Annotated in this window: 17 protein-coding genes; 15 read left to right on the top strand and 2 right to left on the bottom strand. The window is 35.5% G+C overall.

The window, feature by feature from the left end:
* Positions 1 to 12 precede the first annotated feature (12 nt).
* Positions 13 to 681, top strand: a complete 669-nt coding sequence (deoC, locus tag J7S27_06215; GenBank protein QTU82862.1) for a deoxyribose-phosphate aldolase — start codon at positions 13 to 15, stop codon at positions 679 to 681.
* Positions 682 to 934: 253 nt separating this feature from the next.
* On the opposite strand, the gene J7S27_06210 is transcribed toward deoC, so the two are convergent.
* A complete protein-coding gene (locus J7S27_06210) occupies positions 935 to 1975 on the bottom strand; it encodes an IS30 family transposase (protein QTU82861.1) in 1041 nt (346 codons plus the stop codon).
* A 307-nt stretch (positions 1976 to 2282) separates the two neighbouring features.
* Between J7S27_06210 and J7S27_06205 the strand changes: the two genes are divergently transcribed.
* The gene (locus J7S27_06205; protein QTU82860.1) at positions 2283 to 8582 is read left to right on the top strand and encodes a discoidin domain-containing protein; all 6300 of its coding nucleotides are present in this window, start codon (positions 2283 to 2285) and stop codon (positions 8580 to 8582) included.
* A gap of 302 nt (positions 8583 to 8884) precedes the next feature.
* Here J7S27_06205 and J7S27_06200 read toward each other — a convergent pair whose 3' ends face one another.
* Positions 8885 to 9955 carry a DUF2974 domain-containing protein gene (locus tag J7S27_06200; protein QTU82859.1) on the bottom strand — a complete coding sequence of 357 codons (1071 nt, stop codon included), beginning with the start codon at positions 9953 to 9955 and terminating at the stop codon, positions 8885 to 8887.
* Positions 9956 to 10050: 95 nt separating this feature from the next.
* Here J7S27_06200 and cdaA point away from each other — a divergent pair, with 95 nt between their 5' ends.
* From cdaA to J7S27_06135, 13 genes are all read left to right on the top strand, one after another.
* Complete coding sequence (gene cdaA, locus J7S27_06195; protein ID QTU82858.1) at positions 10051 to 10887, top strand: diadenylate cyclase CdaA; 837 nt, start codon at positions 10051 to 10053, stop codon at positions 10885 to 10887.
* Positions 10884 to 11831, top strand: coding sequence for a hypothetical protein (locus tag J7S27_06190; protein QTU82857.1), 948 nt, complete (start codon positions 10884 to 10886; stop codon positions 11829 to 11831). Before cdaA ends, J7S27_06190 begins: the two co-directional genes overlap by 4 nt.
* 33 nt (positions 11832 to 11864) lie before the next feature.
* The gene (locus J7S27_06185; protein ID QTU82856.1) at positions 11865 to 13226 is read left to right on the top strand and encodes a phosphoglucosamine mutase; all 1362 of its coding nucleotides are present in this window, start codon (positions 11865 to 11867) and stop codon (positions 13224 to 13226) included.
* 194 nt (positions 13227 to 13420) lie between these two features.
* On the top strand, positions 13421 to 14083 hold the full coding sequence (locus tag J7S27_06180) for a M15 family metallopeptidase (protein ID QTU83626.1): 663 nt from the start codon (positions 13421 to 13423) through the stop codon (positions 14081 to 14083).
* A gap of 312 nt (positions 14084 to 14395) precedes the next feature.
* Positions 14396 to 15409: a tRNA dihydrouridine synthase DusB gene (gene dusB / locus J7S27_06175; protein ID QTU82855.1), complete on the top strand. Its 1014-nt coding sequence runs from the start codon at positions 14396 to 14398 to the stop codon at positions 15407 to 15409.
* Positions 15410 to 15411: 2 nt separating this feature from the next.
* The gene (gene lysS, locus J7S27_06170; GenBank protein QTU82854.1) at positions 15412 to 16914 is read left to right on the top strand and encodes a lysine--tRNA ligase; all 1503 of its coding nucleotides are present in this window, start codon (positions 15412 to 15414) and stop codon (positions 16912 to 16914) included.
* 104 nt (positions 16915 to 17018) lie between these two features.
* Positions 17019 to 18233, top strand: coding sequence for a tRNA 4-thiouridine(8) synthase ThiI (thiI, locus tag J7S27_06165; GenBank protein QTU82853.1), 1215 nt, complete (start codon positions 17019 to 17021; stop codon positions 18231 to 18233).
* A 185-nt stretch (positions 18234 to 18418) separates the two neighbouring features.
* Positions 18419 to 19396 (top strand): phosphate acetyltransferase, encoded by a 978-nt coding sequence (pta, locus tag J7S27_06160; GenBank protein ID QTU82852.1) that lies wholly within the window; start codon positions 18419 to 18421, stop codon positions 19394 to 19396.
* Positions 19397 to 19755: 359 nt separating this feature from the next.
* Positions 19756 to 20409, top strand: coding sequence for a phosphate signaling complex protein PhoU (gene phoU, locus J7S27_06155; protein ID QTU82851.1), 654 nt, complete (start codon positions 19756 to 19758; stop codon positions 20407 to 20409).
* 362 nt (positions 20410 to 20771) lie between these two features.
* Positions 20772 to 21215, top strand: a complete 444-nt coding sequence (rplM, locus tag J7S27_06150) for a 50S ribosomal protein L13 (protein QTU82850.1) — start codon at positions 20772 to 20774, stop codon at positions 21213 to 21215.
* Between the two features lie 25 nt (positions 21216 to 21240).
* The gene (rpsI, locus tag J7S27_06145) at positions 21241 to 21633 is read left to right on the top strand and encodes a 30S ribosomal protein S9 (GenBank protein ID QTU82849.1); all 393 of its coding nucleotides are present in this window, start codon (positions 21241 to 21243) and stop codon (positions 21631 to 21633) included.
* A gap of 397 nt (positions 21634 to 22030) precedes the next feature.
* A complete protein-coding gene (locus J7S27_06140; GenBank protein ID QTU82848.1) occupies positions 22031 to 23116 on the top strand; it encodes a winged helix-turn-helix transcriptional regulator in 1086 nt (361 codons plus the stop codon).
* Positions 23106 to 24707, top strand: coding sequence for an ABC transporter ATP-binding protein (locus J7S27_06135; protein QTU82847.1), 1602 nt, complete (start codon positions 23106 to 23108; stop codon positions 24705 to 24707). Before J7S27_06140 ends, J7S27_06135 begins: the two co-directional genes overlap by 11 nt.
* Positions 24708 to 24889: the final 182 nt, after the last annotated feature.

The raw sequence follows: 24889 nt of genomic DNA, 5'->3' as shown, positions 1-24889 counted from the left end.
GAGAATAGGAATATGGAATTAAATCGTTATATTGATCATACAATTTTAAAGCCAGAAGCAAGTTTAGAAGATATTACACGTATTTGTAGTGAAGCAAAAGCATTTGAATTTATGTCTGTTTGTGTGCAACCAACATGGGTAAAAGAAGCAAGTGAACAATTAAAAGATAGTGTCGTTAAAGTGTGTACGGTTATCGGGTTTCCTCATGGCGCAAACACACCCGAAACAAAAGCATTTGAAACGGGGAATGCCATTGAAAACGGTGCTGATGAAGTGGATATGGTGATTAATGTCGGTGCGGTAAAATCAGGGAATTGGGAACTGGTCGAAAAAGATATTCAAGCAGTTATCAATGTCGCGAAAGAAAAAGGCGCATTATCTAAAGTCATTATTGAAACGTGTTTATTAACCGATGAAGAAAAAGTAAAAGTTTGTCAAATTTGTAAAACGGTGGGTGCTGATTTTGTTAAAACATCTACAGGTTTTTCAACAGGTGGAGCAAGCATAGAAGATGTTCGTTTAATGCGTCAAACTGTTGGAGAGCAAATGGGTGTAAAAGCTAGTGGTGGTGTGCGTTCAAAAGAAGATGCGTTGGCGATGATTGAAGCGGGTGCAACACGTCTAGGTGCATCTAGCGGTGTACAAATTTGCCAAGGCGAAGTTTCTCAAAATGATTATTAAAGTGAATATATAAAAGACAAAAAGAAGATAATGTATAAAAAGTTATCTTCTTTTTATGTTTTTATCAATTAATGCATTGTTAGGATACTTTTTAACATAATATTTAGGACTCCAATTGTAAAGTAAAGTGCAAAAAAACAGATAATTACTTTCTCTTTTGCGGGGTTGATAACCAAACAATAAAAACCAAGGTTTTCTAGTCAAGGCGAAAAACAAAGTGTGCCTTGACGGGAAACCTGTTTTTATTAAACTATTAATCTACCCGCAATAAAAATAACTCTGCAGGTGTATGATAACCTAATTTACGTCGTATTTTCTGATTTAAGCAGGATTCTATTTTACGAATAGTTGACTTTTTAACAGTGTTGATAGATTTACCCTTAGGTAAAAACTCCCGTATCTGTCCGTTATGATTTTCGTTAGTACCACGCTCATAAGATGAATAAGGGTGTGCATAGTAAATGTTTAAATATTTCGATTCTAATTCAGATAACGAGGCGAATTCTGAACCATTATCAGATGTAATACTCTTGAAGGTTGATTTCCTATATTGTTTAAAAATATTCTTTAATGTCCGTAAGACACATTGTGCTGTTTTATCATTTATTTTACGTATAATTGTATAACGTGTTTGTCGTTCTACTAACGTTAATAATAGTGCTTCATTTTTCGTCTTCTTAAATAAGACTAAATCAATTTCCCAATGTCCAAATTCTGTACGATTATTCGCTACGTCTGGTCGATTTTCTATAGATGTTCCCATATTTTTCTTGTATGTTTTGGTATTATCTTTTTTCGGTCGTTTTCTAATGCTTACCATTTTGGGTAAATCAATTGGTTTGATAGGGATAATACCTTGATGGACAAACGTATAAACCGTTTTCGTACAAGGGACTTTTTCATTAGGGTGATTTCTCCGATACCAATGTACAAAGGTATCAATACTATGGGTTCTATATTTTTCAGTAACTACCTGTTGTAAGTCTTTGAAAAATTGCTGACTAAATTTTTCAGTTAAATCATTATGATATTTATTTTGTTGCTTAGCTTTATAGATGTAATGGCTTGTTTCAGCGTAATATTTTAATTCGTCACGTTGGATACCATTTCGATTAACAATTTGATTCACGCTTCCGCGTTTAATTTCTCTATAGATTGTAGATATATTTCGTCCGAGTTGTTCAGCAATATACCGTATTGGCTTCTTTTCGTTTAATAACGTTTCAATTTTTGTGCGTTCAATCAAAGATAGCTGTTTATATTGTTTTTTTGTGTTATAATTTGTTTTAGACATGATAATTACCTTTCTAATTTTGTAGTGGATCTTAGTCAGTTAATTATCTGTCTTTTTTTGTTTTTATAACACTATTTTGCTTTTGCACTTTATTTTACAACTCGGCCATAATATTTAGGAACATGCATGTAAATAATAATGTTGTAAAATATCATCGATGGTATTATACTATATGTAAGCGTTTTTAATTAAAAGGGGGTTGAAAAAAGAAAAGATTTTAATTTTTGTAAACGTTTTATTTTTGGGATGAAAATTTTAATTTCATTCATTATTTAAAATAATATTAATTTTTTATGGGGGGGAGAATATGAAAAAATATTCAAGTAGACGTGATAAGTTTAAACATATGAGTGTGTGCTCTTTAGTTTTAAGTTTATCACTTACAGCAAATGCAAGTTTTGTACATGCGACATCCAATTCAACAACTGCTGGAAATGCGAATACTATTCTGACGAATGTTAATTTACGTAGTGCAGAAAACTTTACGCGTAATGCTAATCACTTAGGGGAAATTACGAGTGTAAGCGTAAACCCGGATAATCCAAATATTTTTAATGTCGTTTATTCAACGGGACAAAAAGGGCAAGTATCTTTTTATGGAAATAACGTTGTAAGATATCATGTTGTTCAAGGTTCAGATACTTTCTTAGAAACGCCCGCACCATCAAGAGAGGATAGACCGGCAAAAATCCTTGACAAAACGCTGCAAGACTATCCGGCTTCTCAAGCTACATTAAGTGATGGAGGCGAAGTTTATCGTTTAAGCAATGATACTGTTAATGTAGAGTTAAATAAAAGTAAGGGTACGCTGAAAATTACAGATAAAAGAAATAACAAAGTGGTAGTTGAAGAAGCAGAACCGTTAGAACTAAAATCTGATTCTACAAAACAAGTTTTAAAAGCAGGACAAAATGCTCACTATTATGGTGGTGGGACGCAAAATGGTCGTTTTGCTCATAAAGGCGAAAAAATTAGAATAGTCAATGAAAATAACTGGGTAGACCAAGGGGTTGCTTCTCCTAATCCATTTTATTGGACAACTGATGGTTATGGTGTGTTAAGACATACGTTTAGACCAGGTTATTATGATTTTGAAAATACAGATAGCAGTAAAGTCATCACAACTCATCAAGAAAATAGATTTGATGCTTTCTATTTTGTCAGTCCAACGCCAGTAGATATATTAAGAGATTACTATAAATTAACAGGTCATCCAGTCGTATTACCTATCTTCTCATTATATGAAGGACATTTTAATGCGTATAATAGAGATACATGGGTTGAAGCAGATGCAAATACACCTGGAGCTGTTTATTTTGATGAGGTTCAAAAATGGTATAAAGAATATCAACCAAGTCAATTAGGGGATAGACAAGGTCTTAAAGAAACTTTAAATGGAAGTCCAGGTGATCCGAACTATCCGTTTACAGCAAGAGCAGTTGTTGATCGATATGAAAGAAACGATATGCCTTTAGGTTATATGCTTGTCAATGATGGTTATGGTGCAGGCTATGGTCAAACAGGAACACTTGCAGGTAATATAGAAAACCTTAGACAATTTGGTGAATACGCTTTAACAAAAGGTGTTAAAACTGGTCTTTGGACGCAATGTGATTTAACTCCTGATTTAAGCGCACCGCCTTTATTACAAAGAGACTTACCAAATGAAGTTGAACATGGTTTAGTTAGAGTTTTAAAAACAGACGTTGCATGGGTAGGACCAGGTTATTCATTTGGATTAAATGGGATAACTGATGCGGCAAGAGTTATATCAGAAAAAGGGAATGATGCTCGTCCATTTATTGTTACATTAGATGGTTGGGGTGGAACTCAACGATATGCCGGAGTTTGGACTGGTGACCAAACTGGTGGGAACTGGGAATATATCAGATTCCATATTCCGACCTATATCGGAACAGGTTTAGCGGGTAATCCAAACGTTACATCTGATATGGATGGAATTTTTGGTGGTCAAAATAAAGTTGTGAATACAAGAGATTACCAATGGAAAACATTTACGACAATGGAATTAAATATGGATGGTTGGGGAAGAAATCCTAAAACGCCATTTGCTCTTGATACCACAACAACTGATATCAACAGATCTTATCAAAAACTAAAATCAATGCTTATTCCATATAGTTACAGTGTGGCACACGAAGCAGCTGATGGGAAACCAATCGTTAGAGCGATGTTTTTAGAGTTCCCAAATGACGCTGTAAACTGGACAAAAAATGTGCAATATCAATACATGTACGGTCCTAATTTCTTAGTTGCACCTGTATATGAAAATGTTAAAGGAAATGACAACGGTGACGATGTAAGAAATGGTATTTATTTACCGAGTGATGCAGAATGGATTGACTATTTTACAGGTAAGATTTATACAGGTGGAAAAGTGTTAAACAACTTTGACGCACCTATTTGGAAAACACCTGTATTTGTTAGAAATGGTGCAATCATTCCAATGACGAAACCAAATAACAATTATACGCAAATAGATAATGCTTATAGACAAGTTGATTTCTATCCTCATGGTTCAACAAGCTTTGATTTAGTTGAAGATGATGGATTAACACAAGCGTATTTAAATGGTAAAACGGCAACAACACATATCACAAGTCATTTAGATCAAGATGTAGCTACTTTAACGATTGAAAAAACTAAAAATAATTTTGATGAATTTAAATCAAATAAAGTGACACAATTTAATGTCAACGTTTCTAAAGAACCAAGAAATGTAAAATTATTAGTTAATGATGTAGAAACAAGTTTAAGAAAAGTTGATACAGAAGAAGAATTTAATAACGGAACGAATGTTTATTTCTATGATGCTACACCGAATATCAATAAATTCTCAACAGCTGGTGGACGTTACCATAATACCGCTATTAATAAAAACCCAGTTGTCAAAGTTAAAACAGCTGAAATGGATGTTACAAATAACAAACTAGCGGTAAAAGTTGAAGGCTTTGCGAATGAAAATAGAGAAGGTGGCATTGGTAATGAAATCAGTACACCGGCTCCAACTTTAAGTAATGTACCTGAAAACAATACGCCAACAACTATTAGATTAGATTGGACACCAGTTGAAGGTGCAACAACTTATGAATTAGAAATTGATGGTATCGTCAACTCTAATATTAAAGAAACTAACTTCACTAATGTTGATTTAAAATATTTATCAGAACATAAATATAGAGTTCGTGCGATTACACCACAAGGACATACAGCATGGTCAAGTGAAGTGGTAAGTAGAACTAAAGATAATCCATTAAAATTTGCGGTAGAAGGTATAACAGCAACAACGAACACACCAGCTCAAGGTGGAACACCACTTAAAAATTTAGTGGACTTAAATGTAAGCAATCAATTCCACTCAAAATGGGGAGTGAATGCTCTACCTGAAACATTAACGTTAGATTTAAAATATGCTTACGATTTAGATAAGTTAGTGTATGTTCCACGTCAAGACGGTGGAAATGGTACGATAACTGCATTTAAATTAGCGTATAGTAATGATGGTATCCATTGGAAAGAGTATCCAGATACAATCAATTGGGCAGCAAATGGTACTAACAAAGAATTTAAGTTCGAAAATGTTTCAGCAAGATATTTAAGATTTAATATTAGCGGTGCTGTAGGAAGCTTTGTATCAGGTAATGAAATGCTAGTCTTCAAAAAAGAAGATGGTAAAAAACGTGTTGTAGGTGATTATACGAACGATGGCAATATTGATGCTAATGATATCACTTTCTTAACTAACTATGCAGGATTAAGAAGAGACATTGATAACGATTTCGGAGGATATGTAGAACTTGCCGACTTAAATAAAAATGATGTGATTGATGCTTATGATACTTACTATGTCACATCTTCACTAGAAGGTGGTCGAGCTAAAGAACCACTTAGAGCTAGTGGTAAATTGGCATTTAGAACAGATAAACAAAAAGTAAATGCTAATGAAGAAGTCGTGGTAACATTGGAAGGTAAAAACTTAGCGAATGTTGAAGCGATCAATGCAAGTATTCCAATTGATACGGATAAATATGAAGTGGTTGACAGAACAGTTAATGTAAATTCTGAATTATCTCGAATGACTAACTTCTCTAACGTTAGAAATCATGGTAACGGAAAACAAGAAGCGTTTGTCATGTTATCAAACAAAAAACAAGATCCAAGTATCTCTGGCAATATTGAAATTGCAACGATTAGATTAAGAGCGAAACAAGCTACCGATGTTAATTTAGCGTTTGAAAACACATTTGTTGTGGGTAGTGATTATACTGTTGTTGATTCTAATGCAGCTAATAGTAATGAAGAAGGAACTATAGTTCCTAAAGAAAGAATAACAGTTAGTGGTAAAGATGGTATTTGGCAAAATAATGAAGGCCCTGATAAGTTGAATGATGGTGATGAAAGAACATTAACAGAACTTAAATGGGACGTTTCATCAAACTATGTTGATGGAAAACTTCCGCCAGAAGTAACGCTTCCACAAGATATTACATTCACATTTAGTGAAGATGAACCAACTTATTTAAAAGGTATTGATGTCGTTAAGCGACCAAATTCAAATGGTACCGTTACAAAATATAAAGTTATTGCATACAATGGTAAAGATGTCGTTTATGAATCTGATGAAATTAAAAGTGCACTTAGTGAATCTGTATCACATCATGACTTTGATAAAGTTAGATTAGTCGATAAAGTTGTATTAAGAGTTCTTGAAGCAAGCACAACTCAAGGTGTTAATAATAGAATGATGACTTTAAAAGAAGTTAAATTCTATGAAGATAAAGATGCTCTTGTAGCAAATAAAGTAGCAAATGAAGAAATTACAGTTAGTGGTAAAGATGGTATTTGGCAAGCTAATGAAGGGCTTGATAAACTAAATGACGGTAATGAAAACACATTAACAGAGCTTAAATGGGATGTTCCGGGAAACCGTGTTGATGGGCAACTTCCACCTGAAGTAACGCTTCCTCAAAAAATTACATTTAATACTACTGAACGTTATTTAACAGGTGTAAGATTAGTTAAGAGACCTAATGCAAATGGAACGGTTACAAAATATAAAGTAGCAGTTTATGATGGTGATACACTTGTATACGAATCTGAAGAAATAGACACACCAATTACAGAACCAGATTCTTATAAAGAATTTGGAGAAGGAATTGTTAAAGGTAACAAAGTCGAGATTACAGTTATACAGGCAAGTACAACTCAAGGTGTTAATAATAAAATGATGACTTTAAAAGAAGTTGAATTATATGAAGTCGATAAAGAGTTATTGCCGTATAATGTTAAAAATCCAACATCAGAAGAAGATACATACAATGTAAGTTATGAGTTTGTAAGAGCGGATGGTGTAACAGTAAACTTACCGTCAGCGATAACTGATAAACTAAATGCTAAAAATCAAACAGGCGTAGCAAATGATACATCAGTAAATACTAACGATATTAGTACAGAAAGTTATGTAGATACAGAAAATCATGGTACATGGACGTTTACAGGATGGGATAAAACCGAAGCAACGGTCAATGGCGCTGACGTCGTATTTACAGGACGATGGAACTTTGTTGCAGATACATACACGGCAAGATATGCATTTACAAAATCAGATAGTGTAACACAACAATTACCAGAAGAGTTATTATCTAGATTAAATGGTAAAGATAGAAGCGATTTAGCAAGTGGAACACAAGTGAATACAGTAGGTATTGATACACAAGATTATAGAGATCAAAATAATCGAGGAACGTGGAAGTTTGTAAGTTGGGATACAACAGAAGCAACGGTCAATGGCTCTGATGTAGTGTTTACAGGAACATGGGACTTTGAAAAAGACCCTGAACCAACACCAACTACACCAGATAACAACACACCTGCTACTCCTGAACAGCCAGCAGTAACAGATAATAACGACACACCAAGTACACCAAACAATGACGAAACACCATCTCTACCAAATAATACGGTGGATACAATAACGTCTACTAGTGGAACGACAGGAAATAATGTCGAAATGCCAACAAGACCAGATGATATGGGTGCAACGTTAGACGCTGTTTATATGAAAGAAGGTGTAAATGTTACCTTCAATGCGGATAAAACAGAAGCAACGTTTGAAGATAATAACAAAGATACACCAGTAAGTGTTCGTATTCCGGTTAGTGGTTTAGAAGAAGATGTCGTGGCATTCGTTGTAGAAAAAGTAAATGGAACTGTACCAACGTTGCGTGAAGCACATGATATTTATGACATGTACTTTGTAGACAAAGCAAATAACAAAAAACAAATTAAATCTCCAGCGTATGTAACAGTGCCTGTTACACGTGTGGTAGACAAAGTTTATTATGTTAAAGATGATAATAGTGGCGTTGAAGAAGTACCATTTACTACAACTCAAGATGGAAAAGCGATTACGTTTAAAGTAGATCATTTTAGTCGTTATGCGATTGTCTTTAAAAATGGAGATACACCAAAAGCAACACAACAAGACTTGCCAAGTACAGGAGAACAAACATCTCATGTGGCATTGATGGGTATTGGTTTGGTACTTTTAGGTATTACCATTACGATTAAGAAAAAAGAACAATAACTAGTGGATAGAGAAAAACGAACCCGTTTTTCTTAGACTGAACACTATCAACAAAAATCCAACCTATTTCGTCATTGAAATAGGTTGGATTTTGAATTTATGCTATATTAAATGGTGTTGGTGACTAATAAAAGGCAGTAAATTAAATCGACTGTATAATTTTTAGGGTTGATGGCATCAGTTGTCCACCTTATTTGATAGAGTGTCCATATTTTTGTGGTGTAAAAGATGAAAAGACCGGACTTGGTAAAGTCGGTCTTTTTGCGTATTAACTTTAATTAGTGTTGCATCAGTCGTAAAAATTATTTTCTTGATAATAGTGCGCTGATAATAAAGGAAATAAACTGTTGCAATTTTGTGGTTTCTTCTTTTGTTAAACTGTTGTACGTTTTTAATGCGTTAAACAGTTGTGACGGTGTTGTTTTTGTAATGTCGCGAAAATCTTTAATGCCCGTTGAAGCAAGTAATTGGAAAAACGTATTGACTAAAAAGGACAATTCTTCACTCGTGTAATCCGTTAAAACACTTTGAAAAGTTTGTGTAATTTTCTTGCTTTCATCGCTTGTTTCATCTAAGTAGGTGAAGTCCGTCCCCTTGATTTCCCATGTATATGTGTCGTGTTGAACGGCACTTTTTGCGCTGCTCTTAACGATTTTTGGGGTGATTTCATGATTGAGTAAAAATCCAACGATTGCCGTTTCTGGCACAAACGATAAAATTTTATCCTTTAATAATGGATAGTGCCCGCTTGTTTTTAAATGCGCGTTAAATCCCGGGCCATCAAAATTGTGAATAGCGACAATTTTATCTTGGACAGATTCACTTGTAAATAACGCGCTATAAATGGCAAGGTTCCCACCTTTTGAATGTCCGCCGACGATAATGTTTTCGTGACAATCTCTTGAATAACTTTCCATAAACGCCCGGCTTAAATTTTGCGCTGGCACAACGGTTTGAAACGCCATATTAAAATCTTCTTTCCAACCAACTAGCGAAGTGTCTGTCCCGCGAAATCCAACATAGGTTGTTTTTTCGTCTAAGTGAATGAGCATCGCACAAAATTGAACTTCTTTTTCTTCGTGTATGACGTGTGTAAAGTGTTGAACCGTTAAATGTTGAAAACGTGGTGCGTTCGCCATTTTCTCAAATAACACCGCATCATTTTCGAATAAAAAGTCGAATGGGTGTTCTTGTGTTGTTTGGTAAGTGTCGTATAACGTTTTGATGGTATGTGGTGTAGAGTAATCGGCTAAATTGTCGAGTGGTAAATAAGTGAATCGCGTTAAAATTAAACTGTCCACAATATTAAATGGGCTATTTTCAAAAGATAAATCCCCGCGCCAATCAATATAATCTAAAAATGTTGTTGTCATATAGCCTCCTAATTGTCATGTTGCGTTAGGAATGTTGTGCCCTTTCACGATTTATGTGGTATACTTGAAATGAATTTTAATAAAGGTGTGAGTACATGGATTTTCTAACACAATTGATGAGTCATCCCGTTTTAATAACGGTGGATATTCTCATTGTTACATATATTATATACATATTAATTAATTTTGCCAGACAATCGCAAGCCGTTTCGGTTTTGAAGGGGGTTGTCTCCATTGTCGGTATTAAAATTATTTCGCAAACGGTGCAATTGTACGCGTTAAATTGGATTATTGATCAAGTGATTAACTGGGGAGTGATTGCCATGTTAATTATTTTCCAACCCGAAATTAGACGTTCATTGGAAAAACTCGGTCAAAACCCGCTGTTTAATAGTAAAAAAGACGATATTGCGCAAGATAATATCGAAGCGATGGTAGAAGCAATTACCTATTTGGCAAAACGTTATATTGGGGCATTGATTTGTATTGAATATAAATCTTCATTGAACGCTTATGCGAATACGGGTGTACCGTTAAATGCAAAAATTAGTTCGCAATTACTGATCAATATTTTTACGCCCAATACACCACTTCACGACGGAGCGGTCATAATTCAAGATAATCAATTAGCTGCGGCGAGTTGTGTGTTGCCGTTATCTGAAAACACAGCGATTCCGCAAGAGTTAGGGACACGACATCGTGCGGCGATTGGGTTAAGTGAACTCACAGATGCGCTGACAATTATTGTCTCTGAAGAAACAGGACATATTAGCGCAACACATCACCACGAGTTGCACAGACAGCTAACACCCGAGGAATTGACACAACTCATTCGACAAGTTGTGATTGACGATGGCATGCAAACGGGTCAACAGCCGTTTAAAGAACGATTAAAAACGGTATTGGTTAAGTTTGGAGGTCGTAAAAAATGATGAAATTATTACGAAAAAAAGTGATGATTCTGTTGTTGTCGCTTATGGCATCAATTGTACTTTGCGCTTATGTCTATGCGAATGTTGCAGCGTTATCTACTACACAATCCAATCCAGCCAGTGTCATTATGACAAAAGATGTTGTCAATGTGCCAGTTAAAATTAAAGATACATCGAATGCAAAATACGTATCGGGTATGCCTGAAACGGTAACGGTTCATTTGACAGGTCCGCGTAATTTGTTGTCACAGTTGACAGAACAAACGTTGACCGTTGAAACAACCGATTTAAGTGATGTATCAAACGGAAAAAGAACCATTCATTTTACGGTGGTTGGATTGCCGACTAGCGTAACGGGTGCGGTGACACCGACGACTACAGAGGTAAATGTACAAAATTTAGCGACATCAGAAGTTGCCGTTCAAGCGATTGCTCCTGAAGGTTTAGCGGCTGAAGGGTATCGCGTTGGGAATGTGACGGCTAGCCCTGAAAAAGTTGTTCTTAGTGGAAGTTCAGACACGATAGCGAAAGTGGATAGCGTAACGGCTGCGATACCGTCAAACGTCCAATCGCAATCACAAACGTATACACAAAGCAATGTAACGGTAGTTGTAAAAGATGCGGTTGGTAATCTGTTAGACGTTAAAGTTTCTCGAAAAGTTTCTGTTTCTGCACAAATTGTATTGGCAGAAGTTAAAGCGCCAATTGTTGCGTCGCTCATCAATAAACAAGATGCGTACAATTATAACATTGCTTTACAGACACCTACTGAAACACCTGTTGTAAATACGTCGGGTGGAACGCCTGTATTGACGGCGTTGGTTGATGTTTCTGCATTAAGTGAGGGAACGCACGAATTAACCGTTCCAATTTTAACGCCGTACGGTGTGACACTTTCACAAATTCGTGAATTGAAAGTGATTGTTGATGTGATCAAAAAATAATAAAAGTAATTAAACAAGGAGTTCTCGAGATAGATGGGAAAATATTTTGGAACAGACGGTGTACGTGGCGAAGCTAACGTAGAATTAACGCCGGAATTAGCATTTAAATTAGGTCGATTTGGTGGGTATGTCTTATTACAACACAAGCAAACACAAACAGACGAAGCACCTCGTGTAGTCGTAGCAAGAGATCCACGTATTTCAGGGCAATTATTAGAACAAGCATTGATTTCAGGGTTATTATCCGTAGGGATTGATGTGTTACAGTTAGGTGTGGTTTCAACGCCAGCTGTCGCTTACATTACGCGTACGCAAGGATTTGCGGCAGGTGTCATGATTTCAGCCTCACACAATCCAGCACAAGATAACGGAATTAAGTTTTTTGGTGCAGATGGATTTAAATTATCTGATGATCAAGAATTAGAAATTGAAGCGTTATTAGATGCACCAGAAGATACACTACCACGCCCAAGTGCACAAGGACTAGGTCGATTAGAAATGTACTTAGAAGGTGGATTGAAATATACAGAGTTTATTAAAAGTACGATTGTTGGGGACTTATCTGGTATTAAAGTGAGTTTAGATGCAGCGAATGGAGCAACAACGCCATTATTGCCAAGTTTATTTGCAGATTTAAATACGGAATTTCACATGATGGGACATCGTCCAAATGGAACAAATATCAATGATGGTGTTGGTTCGACACATCCAGAACAATTACAAGCGTTTGTGTTAGAAAATGGCTCTGATGTTGGTTTGGCGTTTGATGGTGACGGCGATCGATTAATTGCGGTAGATGAATTGGGTCGCATTGTAGATGGCGATAAAATTATGTTTATCTGCGGTAAATATTTAGCTAGTCAAGGCCGTTTAGCGAAAAACACAATCGTTTCAACCGTTATGAGTAACTTAGGTTTCCATAAAGCGATTGAAGAGGCGGATTTAAATACTGTAAAAACAGCAGTAGGCGATCGCTACGTCGTTGAAGAAATGCGTAAAAACGGGTACACATTAGGTGGAGAGCAATCTGGACATATTGTCTTTTTAGACTTGAACACTACAGGAGATGGTATTTTATCCGGAGTACAATTATTAAATGTCATGAAACAAACGGGTAAAAAATTATCTGAATTAGCTGACGAAGTAACCATTTATCCACAATTGCTTGTAAACATTAAAGTATCACAAAAAGATACTGCAATGGAGGTTCCAGAAATTAAAGCAATCGTTGAAAAAATGGAATCAGAAATGAACGGTCAAGGTCGCATTTTAGTGCGTCCATCAGGAACAGAACCATTATTACGTGTTATGGCAGAAGCGCCGACAGATGAATTGTGTCACTACTATGTGGAAACAATTGCTGATGTGGTGCGTGCAACAATTGGCATCAAGTAGTATTTTTAAGTTTGGATGAGTGTTTTTGGAAATAGGGGGCTATAGACTTTATGGAACGAGGAAATCAATTACGACGGCAACAAAAAAATAAAAAACAACAAAATAAAACGGTAATCATTGCGCTAATACCTTTGGTTGTGTTAGTCATTGCTGGATTGTTTGTGTTTAAACCGTGGGAAAATAAACAAAATGATATGAGTAATGAACCAGTTGTATCATCACAAGCTAAAGAAACAGCGCAATCCACAATGAAAGAATCGGTAACGCAGCAAACGACAGAACAAACAACACAACAAACAACGCAACACGAAAATACACAATCGGACGGCATTAAACGTGTGAATGGTATCATTGTTGTAAATAAAAAATACGCTTTACCAAAAGATTATAATCCCGGAGAAGATCCAACGGCTAAACAGGCATTTTTAAAATTAAAAAAAGCAATGCAAGATAAAGGGTTTGCAGTAGGTGATCAATATAGTGGGTTTAGAAGTTACACTTATCAAGAGCAAGTGTACAACAATTATGTTCGTACAGACGGAAAAGAAAAGGCAGATCGTTATTCTGCTAGACCGGGGCACTCTGAACACCAAACAGGATTAGCGTTTGATTTTACTGATGCAACAGGACAGTTGTTAGGAGATGGCGTTAAACACGATGCAACAGAATGGTTAGCGCAACATGCGCATGAGTATGGTTTTATTGTGCGCTATTTACCGGGTAAGGAACATATTACAGGGTATATGGCAGAAGCGTGGCATGTACGCTATGTTGGTGAAGTTGCCGAAGAAATTTATCGTTCAGGTTTAACGCTAGAAGAGTATTTACATGTTGACGGTGGCGATTACGCCAATTAAAAAGGTTTTAAGTTAAATAGGGTTGATGACGTATAAAGGTAGTGGTTTAACAGATGTTAAGTCACTATCTTTTCGTTTTAAGTCACAAAGTGATGTACGGCTCACCGAAATGGAGCCTATTTAATTTTTAGAGTTGATGGCATCATCCGTCAGCCTTATTTCGTAGTGAACATAAAAAATAGGCAACTCATTAAAAGTAATGAATAAAAAGTCTCGAATACAAAAGTGTTGGAGACTTTTTTAGACGAATTAGGTGCGAAAGCGTTGTTTTTATGGTATAGTAAAGTGTCTAATTGTGTGTATGGAGGAAGTATGTTTAAAATTGGAAATATAGATATTGTCAATCCCGTAGTCGTTGCACCGATGGCAGGTATTAGTAATTCGGCATTTCGTGTAACGGTGAAAGAAATGGGTGCAGGTCTAGTCGTTTGTGAAATGATTAGTGATAAAGGGATTCAATTTAGAAATGAAAAAACATTAAGTATGTTGCATATTGAACCTAATGAATATCCGTTATCTGTACAAATTATGGGAGGCAATAAAGAAACACTTGTTGAAGCGGCGAAATATGTTGAAGCCAACACGCAAGCAGCAATTATTGATATTAATATGGGTTGCCCGGTAAATAAAGTCATTAAGGCGGAAGCGGGGGCTAAATGGTTGCTTGATCCAAATAAAGTGTATGAAATGGTTGCAAGTGTGGTCGATGCCGTTAATGTACCTGTAACAGTTAAAATGCGTACGGGATGGGATGCACAACACGTTTATGCGGTAGAAAATGCTTTAGCAGCAGAACGTGCCGGAGCAAGTATGGTGGCAATGCACGGTAGAACACGCGTTCAAATGTATGATGGCCATGCAGATTGGAATGTTTTACGCGATGTTAAGGCGGCGTTGACAAAAATTCCATTTGTTGGAAATGGCGATGTGACGACACCTCAAGAAGCAAAGCGCCTGTTAGAAGAAACAAAAGCAGATGGCGTGATGATTGGACGTGCCGCATTAGGTAATCCATGGATGATTAAGCAAACGGTGCATTATTTAGAAACGGGTGAATTATTACCACCACATACACCACAAGAAAAAATTGAAATTGCTAAGGTGCATTTGCAACGTTTAGTGGACTTAAAAGGCGAAGCTGTTGCTGCACGCGAATTTCGTCAACACGCTGCGTACTATTTAAAAGGTATCCCGCGTGCATCAAAAACAAAAGTTGCAATTAACCAAGCAACGAAACAACAAGAAATGATTGATTTATTAGATGCTTTTGTAGCAGAAACATTAGAACGTGAAGCGCAAATGAGCGCCCGTTTGGAAAGAGAGTAAATATGGCAAACGAAGATGTAAAAGTAGAATTAAATGATCAGTTAATCGTTCGTCGTGAAAAAATGGATGATTTAGCACAAAAAGGTGTTGATCCTTTTGGCTGTGGTTTTGAGCGCTCGCACTTATCTGGTAAACTTCAAGAACAATTCAAAGATTTTTCAAAAGCGGACATTGCAGAAAATGATCCGTATACGGTAGCTATTGCTGGTCGTTTAATGACGAAGCGTGGTAAAGGAAAAGCCGGTTTTGCGCATTTACAAGATAGTCAAGGTCGTATTCAAATTTATGTGCGATTAGACGCGGTAGGTGAACGTGATTATGCAGTATTCACACATGCCGATCTTGGTGATATTGTTGGTGTTATTGGAACGATTATGAAAACGGATATGGGTGAATTAACTGTCCGTGCGCAACAATTTGTTCACTTAACAAAAGCGCTCCGTCCATTACCAGATAAATATCATGGATTAACAAATGTCGAACAAAAATATCGTCAACGTTATTTAGATTTAATTAGTAATGAAGATAGCCGTCATCGTTTTGTGTTGCGTTCACGCATTGTGAGTGAAATTCGTCGTTACATGGATTCACGTGGTTATTTAGAGGTGGAAACACCTGTATTGCATACATTAGCTGGTGGAGCAACTGCTCGTCCATTCATTACACACCACAATGCATTGGATATGGAATTATACATGCGTATTGCGACAGAATTGCATTTAAAACGCCTTGTTGTAGGTGGTTTTGAAAAAGTGTATGAATTGGGTCGCGTTTTCCGAAATGAAGGGATTGACACCACACATAACCCAGAATTTACGACAATGGAAGTGTATACGGCGTATACGGTATATACAGATGTTATGGATTTAACCGAAGATTTAATCCGTTCGGTTGCTCAAAAAGTGTTGGGAACAGCGGTGCTGACTTATGACGGTCAAGAGATTGATTTAGAATCGCCATGGAAACGTGTGCATATGGTCGATTTAATTAAAGAACAGAGCGGTGTTGATTTCTGGAAAGAAATGAGTTTTGAAGAAGCGAAAGCGTTGGCGAAAGAACACCACGTTCCATTAAATGATCATGATACAACTGTGGGGCACGTGATTAACGCTTTCTTTGAAGAATTTGGGGAAAAAGCATGTATTCAACCAACGTTTGTTTATGGACATCCGGTTGAAGTATCGCCTTTAGCGCGTAAAAACGATGAAGACCCACGCTTTACAGATCGTTTTGAATTATTTATTGTGACGAAAGAGTATGCGAATGCCTTTACGGAGTTGACCGATCCAATTGATCAACGTGAGCGTTTCGAGTCACAAATGGAAGAGAAAAATAAAGGAAACGATGAAGCGCATCCGATTGATGATGACTTTATCGAGTCGTTAGAGTATGGTATGCCACCAACGGGTGGGTTAGGAGTAGGTATTGACCGTCTAGTCATGTTATTAACCGATGCTCAATCTATTCGCGATGTTTTACTATTCCCAACGATGCGTCATCAATAATAAACAAGATGAAAAGGCTGTTTTATCGGCCTTTTTATCTATTGTGCCAAAAAGACGAAAGGCGTGTCTTTTTGGTAATAGTCCACTGATTTAAGGAGTTTTCTATGCAAATGAAAATGATGGTGCGGTACGGTGAGTTATCGACCAAAGGAAAAAATAAGAAAATGTTTACACAGCGCTTGGCGCATAACGTTAAGGCGGTATTGAAAGATTTAACGGATATTAAGGTGAAGCCGGAATTTGATTTTATGTACATTGAGTTTCCGAATGTTTATGAAGACGCGATTATTGATAGATTGGCGAATGTATTTGGCATTCAAAGTTACTCGCCTGTTTATACAGTTGAAAAATCGTTAGAGGCGTTGTCATCACACATCGTGTCGATGTTGAAAGACGAAAATCTTGATGGAAAAACGTTTAAAATTACAGCTAAACGGAGTGACCATCAGTTTGAATTGGATACGCAAGAATTAAATCGTTATCTTGGTGGTGTGGTGTTGGATGCTTATCCAATGTTACGCGTTCAAGTGAAAAATCCGGATATAAACATTAAAGTAGACGTTCGTTTAGAAGCCATATATGTTTCAACTAAAACATATAAAGGTGCTGGCGGATTGCCGGTAGGGACAAGTGGACGTGGGATGATGATGTTATCGGGTGGGATTGACTCACCAGTTGCTAGTTATTTAGCGTTAAAACGTGGTATGGATATTGAAATGGTGCATTTTTACAGTCCGCCATATACTAGTCCGCAATCGCTTCGTAAAACACAAGAATTAACAAAGGTGTTGACAAAATTTGGTGGTGCAATTCAATTTATCGAAGTGCCTTTTGCCAAAATTCAAGAGGCCATCAAAGAAAATTGTCCAGATGCTTATTTAATGACCATTACAAGACGTTTTATGTTACGTATTACGGACGCATTGCGTGAAAAACGTAAAGGGTTAGTGATTTTAAATGGTGAATCTGTGGGGCAAGTGGCATCACAAACGTTACATAGTATGATTGCCATTAATGCGGTAACGAATACACCGATTATTCGTCCAGTTGCTGCTATGGATAAACTAGATATTATTAAAGTAGCAGAAGAAATTGGGACATTTGAATTGTCGATTCAACCTTTTGAAGATTGCTGTACGGTTTTTGCACCGCCTTCACCGAAAACGAAACCAAATTTAGACAAGGTTATTGAATACGAAGCACGATTAAATGTTGAAGCGCTTGTTCAAGAAGCGGTTGATCATGTGAAAGTGTATGCTATTGATGCGTTATCGAATTTTAATGATGTAGATGACAATGCGTTAGATAATTTATTTTAATAGCATAAATAACTTGTACTAATGATATGGTTTGCCTGTACCATAACAACACAACAGAAAACGACAATAAAATAATTTTAAGAGTAGTACAGCGTCAAAAACTGTACTATTTTTGTGAAAAAACCTTTGAATTGTCATGTTTAAAGGTGTATGATGAGTGTAACGAAAATAAAAGGAGATTAGCGATGAGTTTATTTGAAAGTTTAAAAGGAAAGATTAGCGGAAAAGGTATTCGTATTGTCTTTCCGGAAGCAACAGATGTGCGTATTTTAGGTGCGGTTGTGCGTTTAAAAGCGGATGGATTGATGGAGCCGGTATTATTAGGTAACGTTGAAGAAGTGAAAAACATTGCTAAAAAACGTCGCATTGATATTTCAGATGTTGAAATTATTGATCCTGCAAACTACGACGAATTTGATGAAATGGTGAAAGTCTTTGTAGAGCGTCGTAAAGGTAAAGTGACAGAAGAAAAAGCGCGTGACATTTTATTAAACGGAAACTACTTTGGAACAATGTTAGTATACATGGATAAAGTAGACGGTTTAGTGTCTGGTGCTATTCATACAACAGGTGAAACGATTTTACCAGCGTTACAAATTGTAAAAACTAAACCGGGCATTACACGTACATCGGGTGCGTTTATTATGATGCGTGGAGACCGCGAACGTTATGTTTTCTCTGATTGTGCCATTAATATTGCGCCAACAGCACAAGAATTGGCAGAAATCGCAGTAGAAAGTGCAAAAACAGCTGAAATTTTTGATATTGAACCAAATGTTGCGATTTTAAGTTATTCAACAAAAGGATCAGCAACAGGTGTGGATGCAGATCGTGTTATTGAAGCAACAAAAATTGCTCAAGAAATGGCGCCACAATATAACATTGATGGCGAATTACAATTTGACGCAGCGTTTGTACCAAGTGTTGGTGAGCAAAAAGCACCAAATTCAACGGTTGCTGGTAAAGCTTCTGTATTTGTATTCCCAGAAATTCAATCAGGAAACATTGGTTACAAAATTGCACAACGTTTAGGTGGTTTTGAAGCTATTGGACCTATTTTACAAGGTTTGAACAAACCAATTTCTGACCTTTCACGTGGATGTAATGAAGAAGATGTCTACAAATTAGCTATCATTACAGCAAACCAAGCGTTAATTGACTAATCACCATTTATGTCAAATAAGGTTGATGGTATCGATCATCGATTTTAAAAGTGATGTAACTTAAAAATAGGAGTACCTTTTGTGGTGCTTCTTTTTTGTTTTCGTATTGTTGAAGGAAATGTTTCGTCAGCAAAGCGACTTTAACGCATTTAAAGTGGTTTTCTTGTGTGATTAAGATTTGTTTTAGGTTATAATAAGACAGACAAATAGTTTAAGTGTGTTGAAAATATAAGGGGATATGCTTGATATAATCGAAATGTGCAGATCATGTAAAATATAGCGTATCATAATATCCGCTAATGCTGTTTTTTAGCAGAAAATAGGGTGGCTGTCTTTTCAACACAACAAAAGGAGAATGAATGAAACGAATTTTTGACGAAGAATTACATGGATTGTATACGCGATTCATGAATATGGGGACGGCGGTCAACGATGCGGTTGCCAAATCGGTGAAGGGATTTGTGTTGCACGATGTGTCGCTCGCGAAAGAAGTGATTGATGCCGACGTAGCAATCAATGAAGAAGAAGTGAAAATTGAAAAAGATAGTTTTACTTTAATCGCCTTACAACAACCCGTATCTAGCGATTTGCGGAAAATTGTGGCAATGATGAAATCAACAAACGACTTGGAACGTATCGCAGACCATGCGGTGAGTATTTCGAACGCGACAATTAACGTGAAGGGGAATGAACGTTTATTGACAATCGAAGGTAAATTGGAAGAAATGGCAAGCGTTGTTGAAGATATGTTGAGTCGGGTGTTGAGTGCGTATGTTACGGTTGACGTGGACGCAGCTCGACAAATTGTGTTAGAAGATGAAAAAGTCGATAACTATTTAACGCAAATTCATCATGAAGTTGTTGAGGGAATTGTCGAAAATCCGAGCGCAGCCAAAGGTGGCGTGGAGTACGTTTTAGTTGCTGGATACTTAGAACGTATCGGAGATTACATCACAAATATTTGTGAACGTATCGTCTACATGGAAACAGGACAAATTTTGACGTTAAATTAATTGATAGATTGATTGATGGTTGTGGCGGAGTATAAAAATTATTTGTGACCACTTAATCATTTGCATGGTTATATAATGGTTTTTGAGTGAGTGGATACGGAAAATAGGCTAGGAAAATTTTAAAAGTAGCCTCTCGTTAAACTGATGAGAAACAGGCAACATATTTTTAAATAACTAGGAACAAAAAATGCTGTTACACTAACGATTAGTAACCGATTTGTAATGAAAAAGTCCCAAAAAAACATTGACATTAGCCCCTAAACGCTGTAATATTAACAACGGTATTGTTTGCCCCATGATAGGCCCCGGAAACTTATTATGTTAACAAACAAGAAAAGAAGTAGAACTTTGGAGGAAATAAAATGCGTACAACATACATGGCTAAGCCAGGCGAAGTGGAACGTAAATGGTACGTAGTTGATGCAACAGATGTTCCATTAGGTCGTTTATCAACTGTCGTAGCGAACGCTTTACGTGGAAAAATGAAACCACAATACACACCACACGTTGATACAGGTGATTTCGTTATCGTTATCAATGCTGATCAAGTGAAATTAACAGGTAAAAAAGCATCAGATAAAATTTACTACCGTCACTCAAACCACCCAGGTGGATTAAAAGCTCGTACAGCAGGTGACTTACGTGCTAATAACTCACGTCGTTTAGTTGAATTATCTGTTAAAGGTATGTTAGGTAAAAACTCATTAGGTCGTCGTCAATTTACGAAATTACACGTATACGGTGGCGCTGAGCACCCACATGCTGCACAACAACCAGAAGTGTTAGACATTACTAACTTAATTTAATCAAACGATACAGGAGGAAAAAACATTGGCAACTGTTCAATACATCGGCACTGGTCGCCGTAAACATTCAACTGCTCGTGTACGTTTAGTACCAGGAACAGGGAAAATCGTCTTCAACAAAAAAGACATCGAAGAATACATCCCATTCGCTTACTTACATGAAGTGGTTAAACAACCATTAAACTTAACACAAACTTTAGGTAACTACGACGTTTTCGTTAACGTAAACGGTGGTGGATTCACTGGACAAGCTGGAGCAGCTCGTCACGGTATTTCACGCGCGTTGTTACAAGTAGACCCAGATTTCCGTGGCGTGTTAAAAGCTGCAGGCTTATTAACACGTGACCCACGTATGAAAGAACGTAAAAAACCAGGTCTTAAAGCAGCTCGTAAAGCTAGCCAGTTCTCAAAACGTTAATATTATTTTTATATCAACAGTTTCAAACACCCCATGGTTCACACCATGGGGTGTTTTTTGCTGATTTTTAGGAAAGTTCATACCATTTTTTACACCAAATTTACACTATTTGACATAGAGTTAATTTCAAGCACTTTTCTCAATTTTGGGAAAGGTGCTTGTTGTGTTTGAATACGTTTTAAATACGGTCGTTACTTATTTTAAAAGTTAGTTTTTTGAGTTTTATAAAAATTAAACTGTTTTGTTTGACGACCATAGAATGTTATGTTATTTTATATTTATAAAAATAAGGAATTAAAATTTTATAAATATAAAATTTAGAGAGGAAAAAGGGATATTTATGATTCTCAATATCACTGATACAAATTTGAATTAGAATAGCCTTTTATGAGTTGAAATGAACGTTATTTTCAATACTAAAATTAATTATTTAAATGAAGCTTTACTATTAGCGACATATATTTGTAATACTAGCGAAGAGAAAGATGCCGAGTTATCTATAGAGTATAATAAAATTGGAGTATCTAAAGCTACGATAAATCAAAAGAATCAAGAATTTATCATGTTTTTAAAATCTATTAGATTTGAAGCTAGAAAACTATTAAAAAATTTTTTAGGTATTGATTTATTATTTCAAAATTTTGAAACTCACAAAACACCCGAAGTTGTTTATTTTTTAACGTATTCAAAATTTAAACAGAGCATTAAAGAATACTCGCATATAGAGTTGTTTTATAAAATTAAGGAAGATTTTATAAAAAATATGCAGGCATTAGGATTTGATATAACAGAAAAATTTACTTTTGAAGAACTCGACAAATTATCTTTATTTAGCGAACAACAGAGATATGCCATTTATAAATTAATACATAATATTAATGGTTTTTTTGATGATGTATACGATTTACTTTTAAAATTAGAAAATATAATTAAAAAACATGAACATATTATTCGCGAAAATTTAAAGACATTATACTCACAAATGGAAAATATAAATTTCATGGATATAAATCCAGAAATCAATTTAAAGTCAGTTATAGAGAGTTATGAAATTGATTATCTAGAAACGACAGTATTTCTTCAATTTACAGAATTTTATGGATTTAGTGTGGTTTTTGATAACAAAAATGAAAAACAAGGCTTTTTATTTTTAGGAGCGATACCGTTTTTGGTGTATAACGAATTTAAACCTATATCTGAAGAACAAGATGATATGCTTACTAAATTTACATTACTTTCAGATATGACACGTTTTAATATTCTGATTCTTTTATCAAAAAGAGCAATGTTTGGTCGCGAAATTTCAGAAAAACTATCAGTGTCATCGGGGACAATTAGTTATCATCTATCTAATTTATTACAGGAAAAAATGATTAATTCAGAAATTAGAGGGAAGAGAATTTACTATAGTATCAATTCATTAGAATTAAATAGAATGAGTCTATTTTTGAAACATCTAGGAGGAAACGACTATGACCAATAAACTTTTTATTCGTATTATTAAGGAAAATAGTAAAGAAACGACTTTAGCGATACTGTTCAATATTTTATACGCACTGTCAGTCACATTAGTATCGTATTCTTTAACATTTTTATTTGATGCTTATCAGTCGAATCAATATGAATTTTATAATGCGATGATGTTGGTAGGTGTTATTGTGGCGGTGACCATTTTATTATCATTTTTATCGGATTATTTTAAAGCAAAATACATTAGAAAAACAAATCGGACACTAAAATTAAAAATGGCGGATAGTGTTATGGATCATTCTTATGATTTAATAGCGATACGGGATACCGGTAAAGCAATGTCATGGTTTATTAATGATGCTGGTCAAATAGAATCACAGGCATTTTCTAATTTTATTAGTGCTATTTATCTTTTCACAATTGTAATTAGCGCGATTGCATCTTTATTTTTATTGCATTGGATTATTGCTGTAGTGTCATTAGTATTTCTTTGTGTTATTTTAATTCTTCCAAATGTCACACAGCGCTATATTGTTAAGGCACAAAGTGAATATACTGACGCTAATGAGAAATATACTGAATCGATTAGAGATAATTTTGAAGGTTTGGGAGTGTTTTTTATTGGTGGTGCATTAACTCAATTTAAAAATAATGTGCAAAAAGCAATTGAATTAAGAGAAAAACAATATTTTAGTTTTTCAATGACACAAGCAAAAGTTGGTAGCATTATGCTTTTGATGTCATTGATGTCACAAATTGGGTTGCTTGCTTTCGCTTTATTTCTTGTTAGTATTGGTTGGACAAGTGCGGGTAGTATTTTGAGTGTGGCTTCATTGGCAGGTAATTTATTTAATGGTGCACAAGGTTTCATAAAAGCAATGTCAACGTTTAAAGCGGCAGATGTTTTGTTAAACAAATTTGAGTATGTGAAAGAAGAAAAACCAGCGTTTAGTGAACAATTAACGACTATTACATTAAAAAATATTGCATTACAATATAATGATAACAAACTATTTGATGATTTTTCTTTTGAATTTTATAAAAATCAAAAATACATTATTGTTGGAGAATCAGGGAGTGGTAAATCTACTTTGTTAAAATTGATATTAGGATTAACTAAACCACAATTTGGGCAAGTGCAGATTAACGATATCGATCTTCATACAATTGATTTAAAAACCTATTATAAAAATATTTCGTATATCGATCAGTCAGTTTATTTAATGAATGGTACGATTAAAGATAATATTACGTTAGGAGAAAATGTTTCTGAAAAACGTTTAAATCAAATCATTCAGGCGGTAAAATTACAGTCATTTATAAATAAACAAGAATTTGGGTTGGATACGATGCTTAATTCAAATGGTCAATATATTTCAGGTGGAGAAAAGCAAAGAATTGCATTAGCACGTGCTTTAATTAAAAACGTTGCCTTTATTATTATTGATGAGTCTACTTCGCAGTTGGATAAAGAAACACGTGTCGCCATTGAGCAAACTGTTTTAGATTTAGAAAATGTGGGTCTTATTTATGTGAGTCATCATACGGATCCTAACGTCATCAATAAATTTGATCAGTTGATTGACAGTAAACTATTTAAATAATATTTAAAAAATATAAAATTATGCGATTTTGCTTAAATGTCATAATTCAGAAATTTTATTATATATTAAATCGCAAAAAATAGGTAAGCCACGTCTCGTTTAATCAAGGCGTGGCTTTTGTGATAAGGTGCTATTTTAATATAAAAAAGGTTATCAATAGTCCGTTGACACCCTTTTAACTC

The organism is Carnobacteriaceae bacterium zg-C25, from assembly GCA_017945845.1.
Taxonomy (GTDB): Bacteria; Bacillota; Bacilli; order Lactobacillales; family Aerococcaceae; genus WM01.
Note: the sequence above shows the minus strand (reverse complement) of the source record. Positions and strands in the feature narration are given on the sequence as shown.

Excerpts from the sequence above, each read along its gene's own strand:
- dusB (QTU82855.1), top strand. The coding sequence starts at position 14,396 with ATGTTTAAAATTGGAAATATAGATATTGTCAATCCCGTAGTCGTTGCA.
- J7S27_06140 (QTU82848.1), top strand. The coding sequence starts at position 22,031 with ATGAACGTTATTTTCAATACTAAAATTAATTATTTAAATGAAGCTTTA.
- J7S27_06200 (QTU82859.1), bottom strand. The coding sequence starts at position 9,955 with ATGACAACAACATTTTTAGATTATATTGATTGGCGCGGGGATTTATCT.
- cdaA (QTU82858.1), top strand. The coding sequence starts at position 10,051 with ATGGATTTTCTAACACAATTGATGAGTCATCCCGTTTTAATAACGGTG.
- J7S27_06210 (QTU82861.1), bottom strand. The coding sequence starts at position 1,975 with ATGTCTAAAACAAATTATAACACAAAAAAACAATATAAACAGCTATCT.
- pta (QTU82852.1), top strand. The coding sequence starts at position 18,419 with ATGAGTTTATTTGAAAGTTTAAAAGGAAAGATTAGCGGAAAAGGTATT.
- phoU (QTU82851.1), top strand. The coding sequence starts at position 19,756 with ATGAAACGAATTTTTGACGAAGAATTACATGGATTGTATACGCGATTC.
- J7S27_06185 (QTU82856.1), top strand. The coding sequence starts at position 11,865 with ATGGGAAAATATTTTGGAACAGACGGTGTACGTGGCGAAGCTAACGTA.
- lysS (QTU82854.1), top strand. The coding sequence starts at position 15,412 with ATGGCAAACGAAGATGTAAAAGTAGAATTAAATGATCAGTTAATCGTT.
- J7S27_06135 (QTU82847.1), top strand. The coding sequence starts at position 23,106 with ATGACCAATAAACTTTTTATTCGTATTATTAAGGAAAATAGTAAAGAA.
- J7S27_06205 (QTU82860.1), top strand. The coding sequence starts at position 2,283 with ATGAAAAAATATTCAAGTAGACGTGATAAGTTTAAACATATGAGTGTG.
- J7S27_06190 (QTU82857.1), top strand. The coding sequence starts at position 10,884 with ATGATGAAATTATTACGAAAAAAAGTGATGATTCTGTTGTTGTCGCTT.
- deoC (QTU82862.1), top strand. The coding sequence starts at position 13 with ATGGAATTAAATCGTTATATTGATCATACAATTTTAAAGCCAGAAGCA.
- rplM (QTU82850.1), top strand. The coding sequence starts at position 20,772 with ATGCGTACAACATACATGGCTAAGCCAGGCGAAGTGGAACGTAAATGG.
- J7S27_06180 (QTU83626.1), top strand. The coding sequence starts at position 13,421 with ATGAGTAATGAACCAGTTGTATCATCACAAGCTAAAGAAACAGCGCAA.
- thiI (QTU82853.1), top strand. The coding sequence starts at position 17,019 with ATGCAAATGAAAATGATGGTGCGGTACGGTGAGTTATCGACCAAAGGA.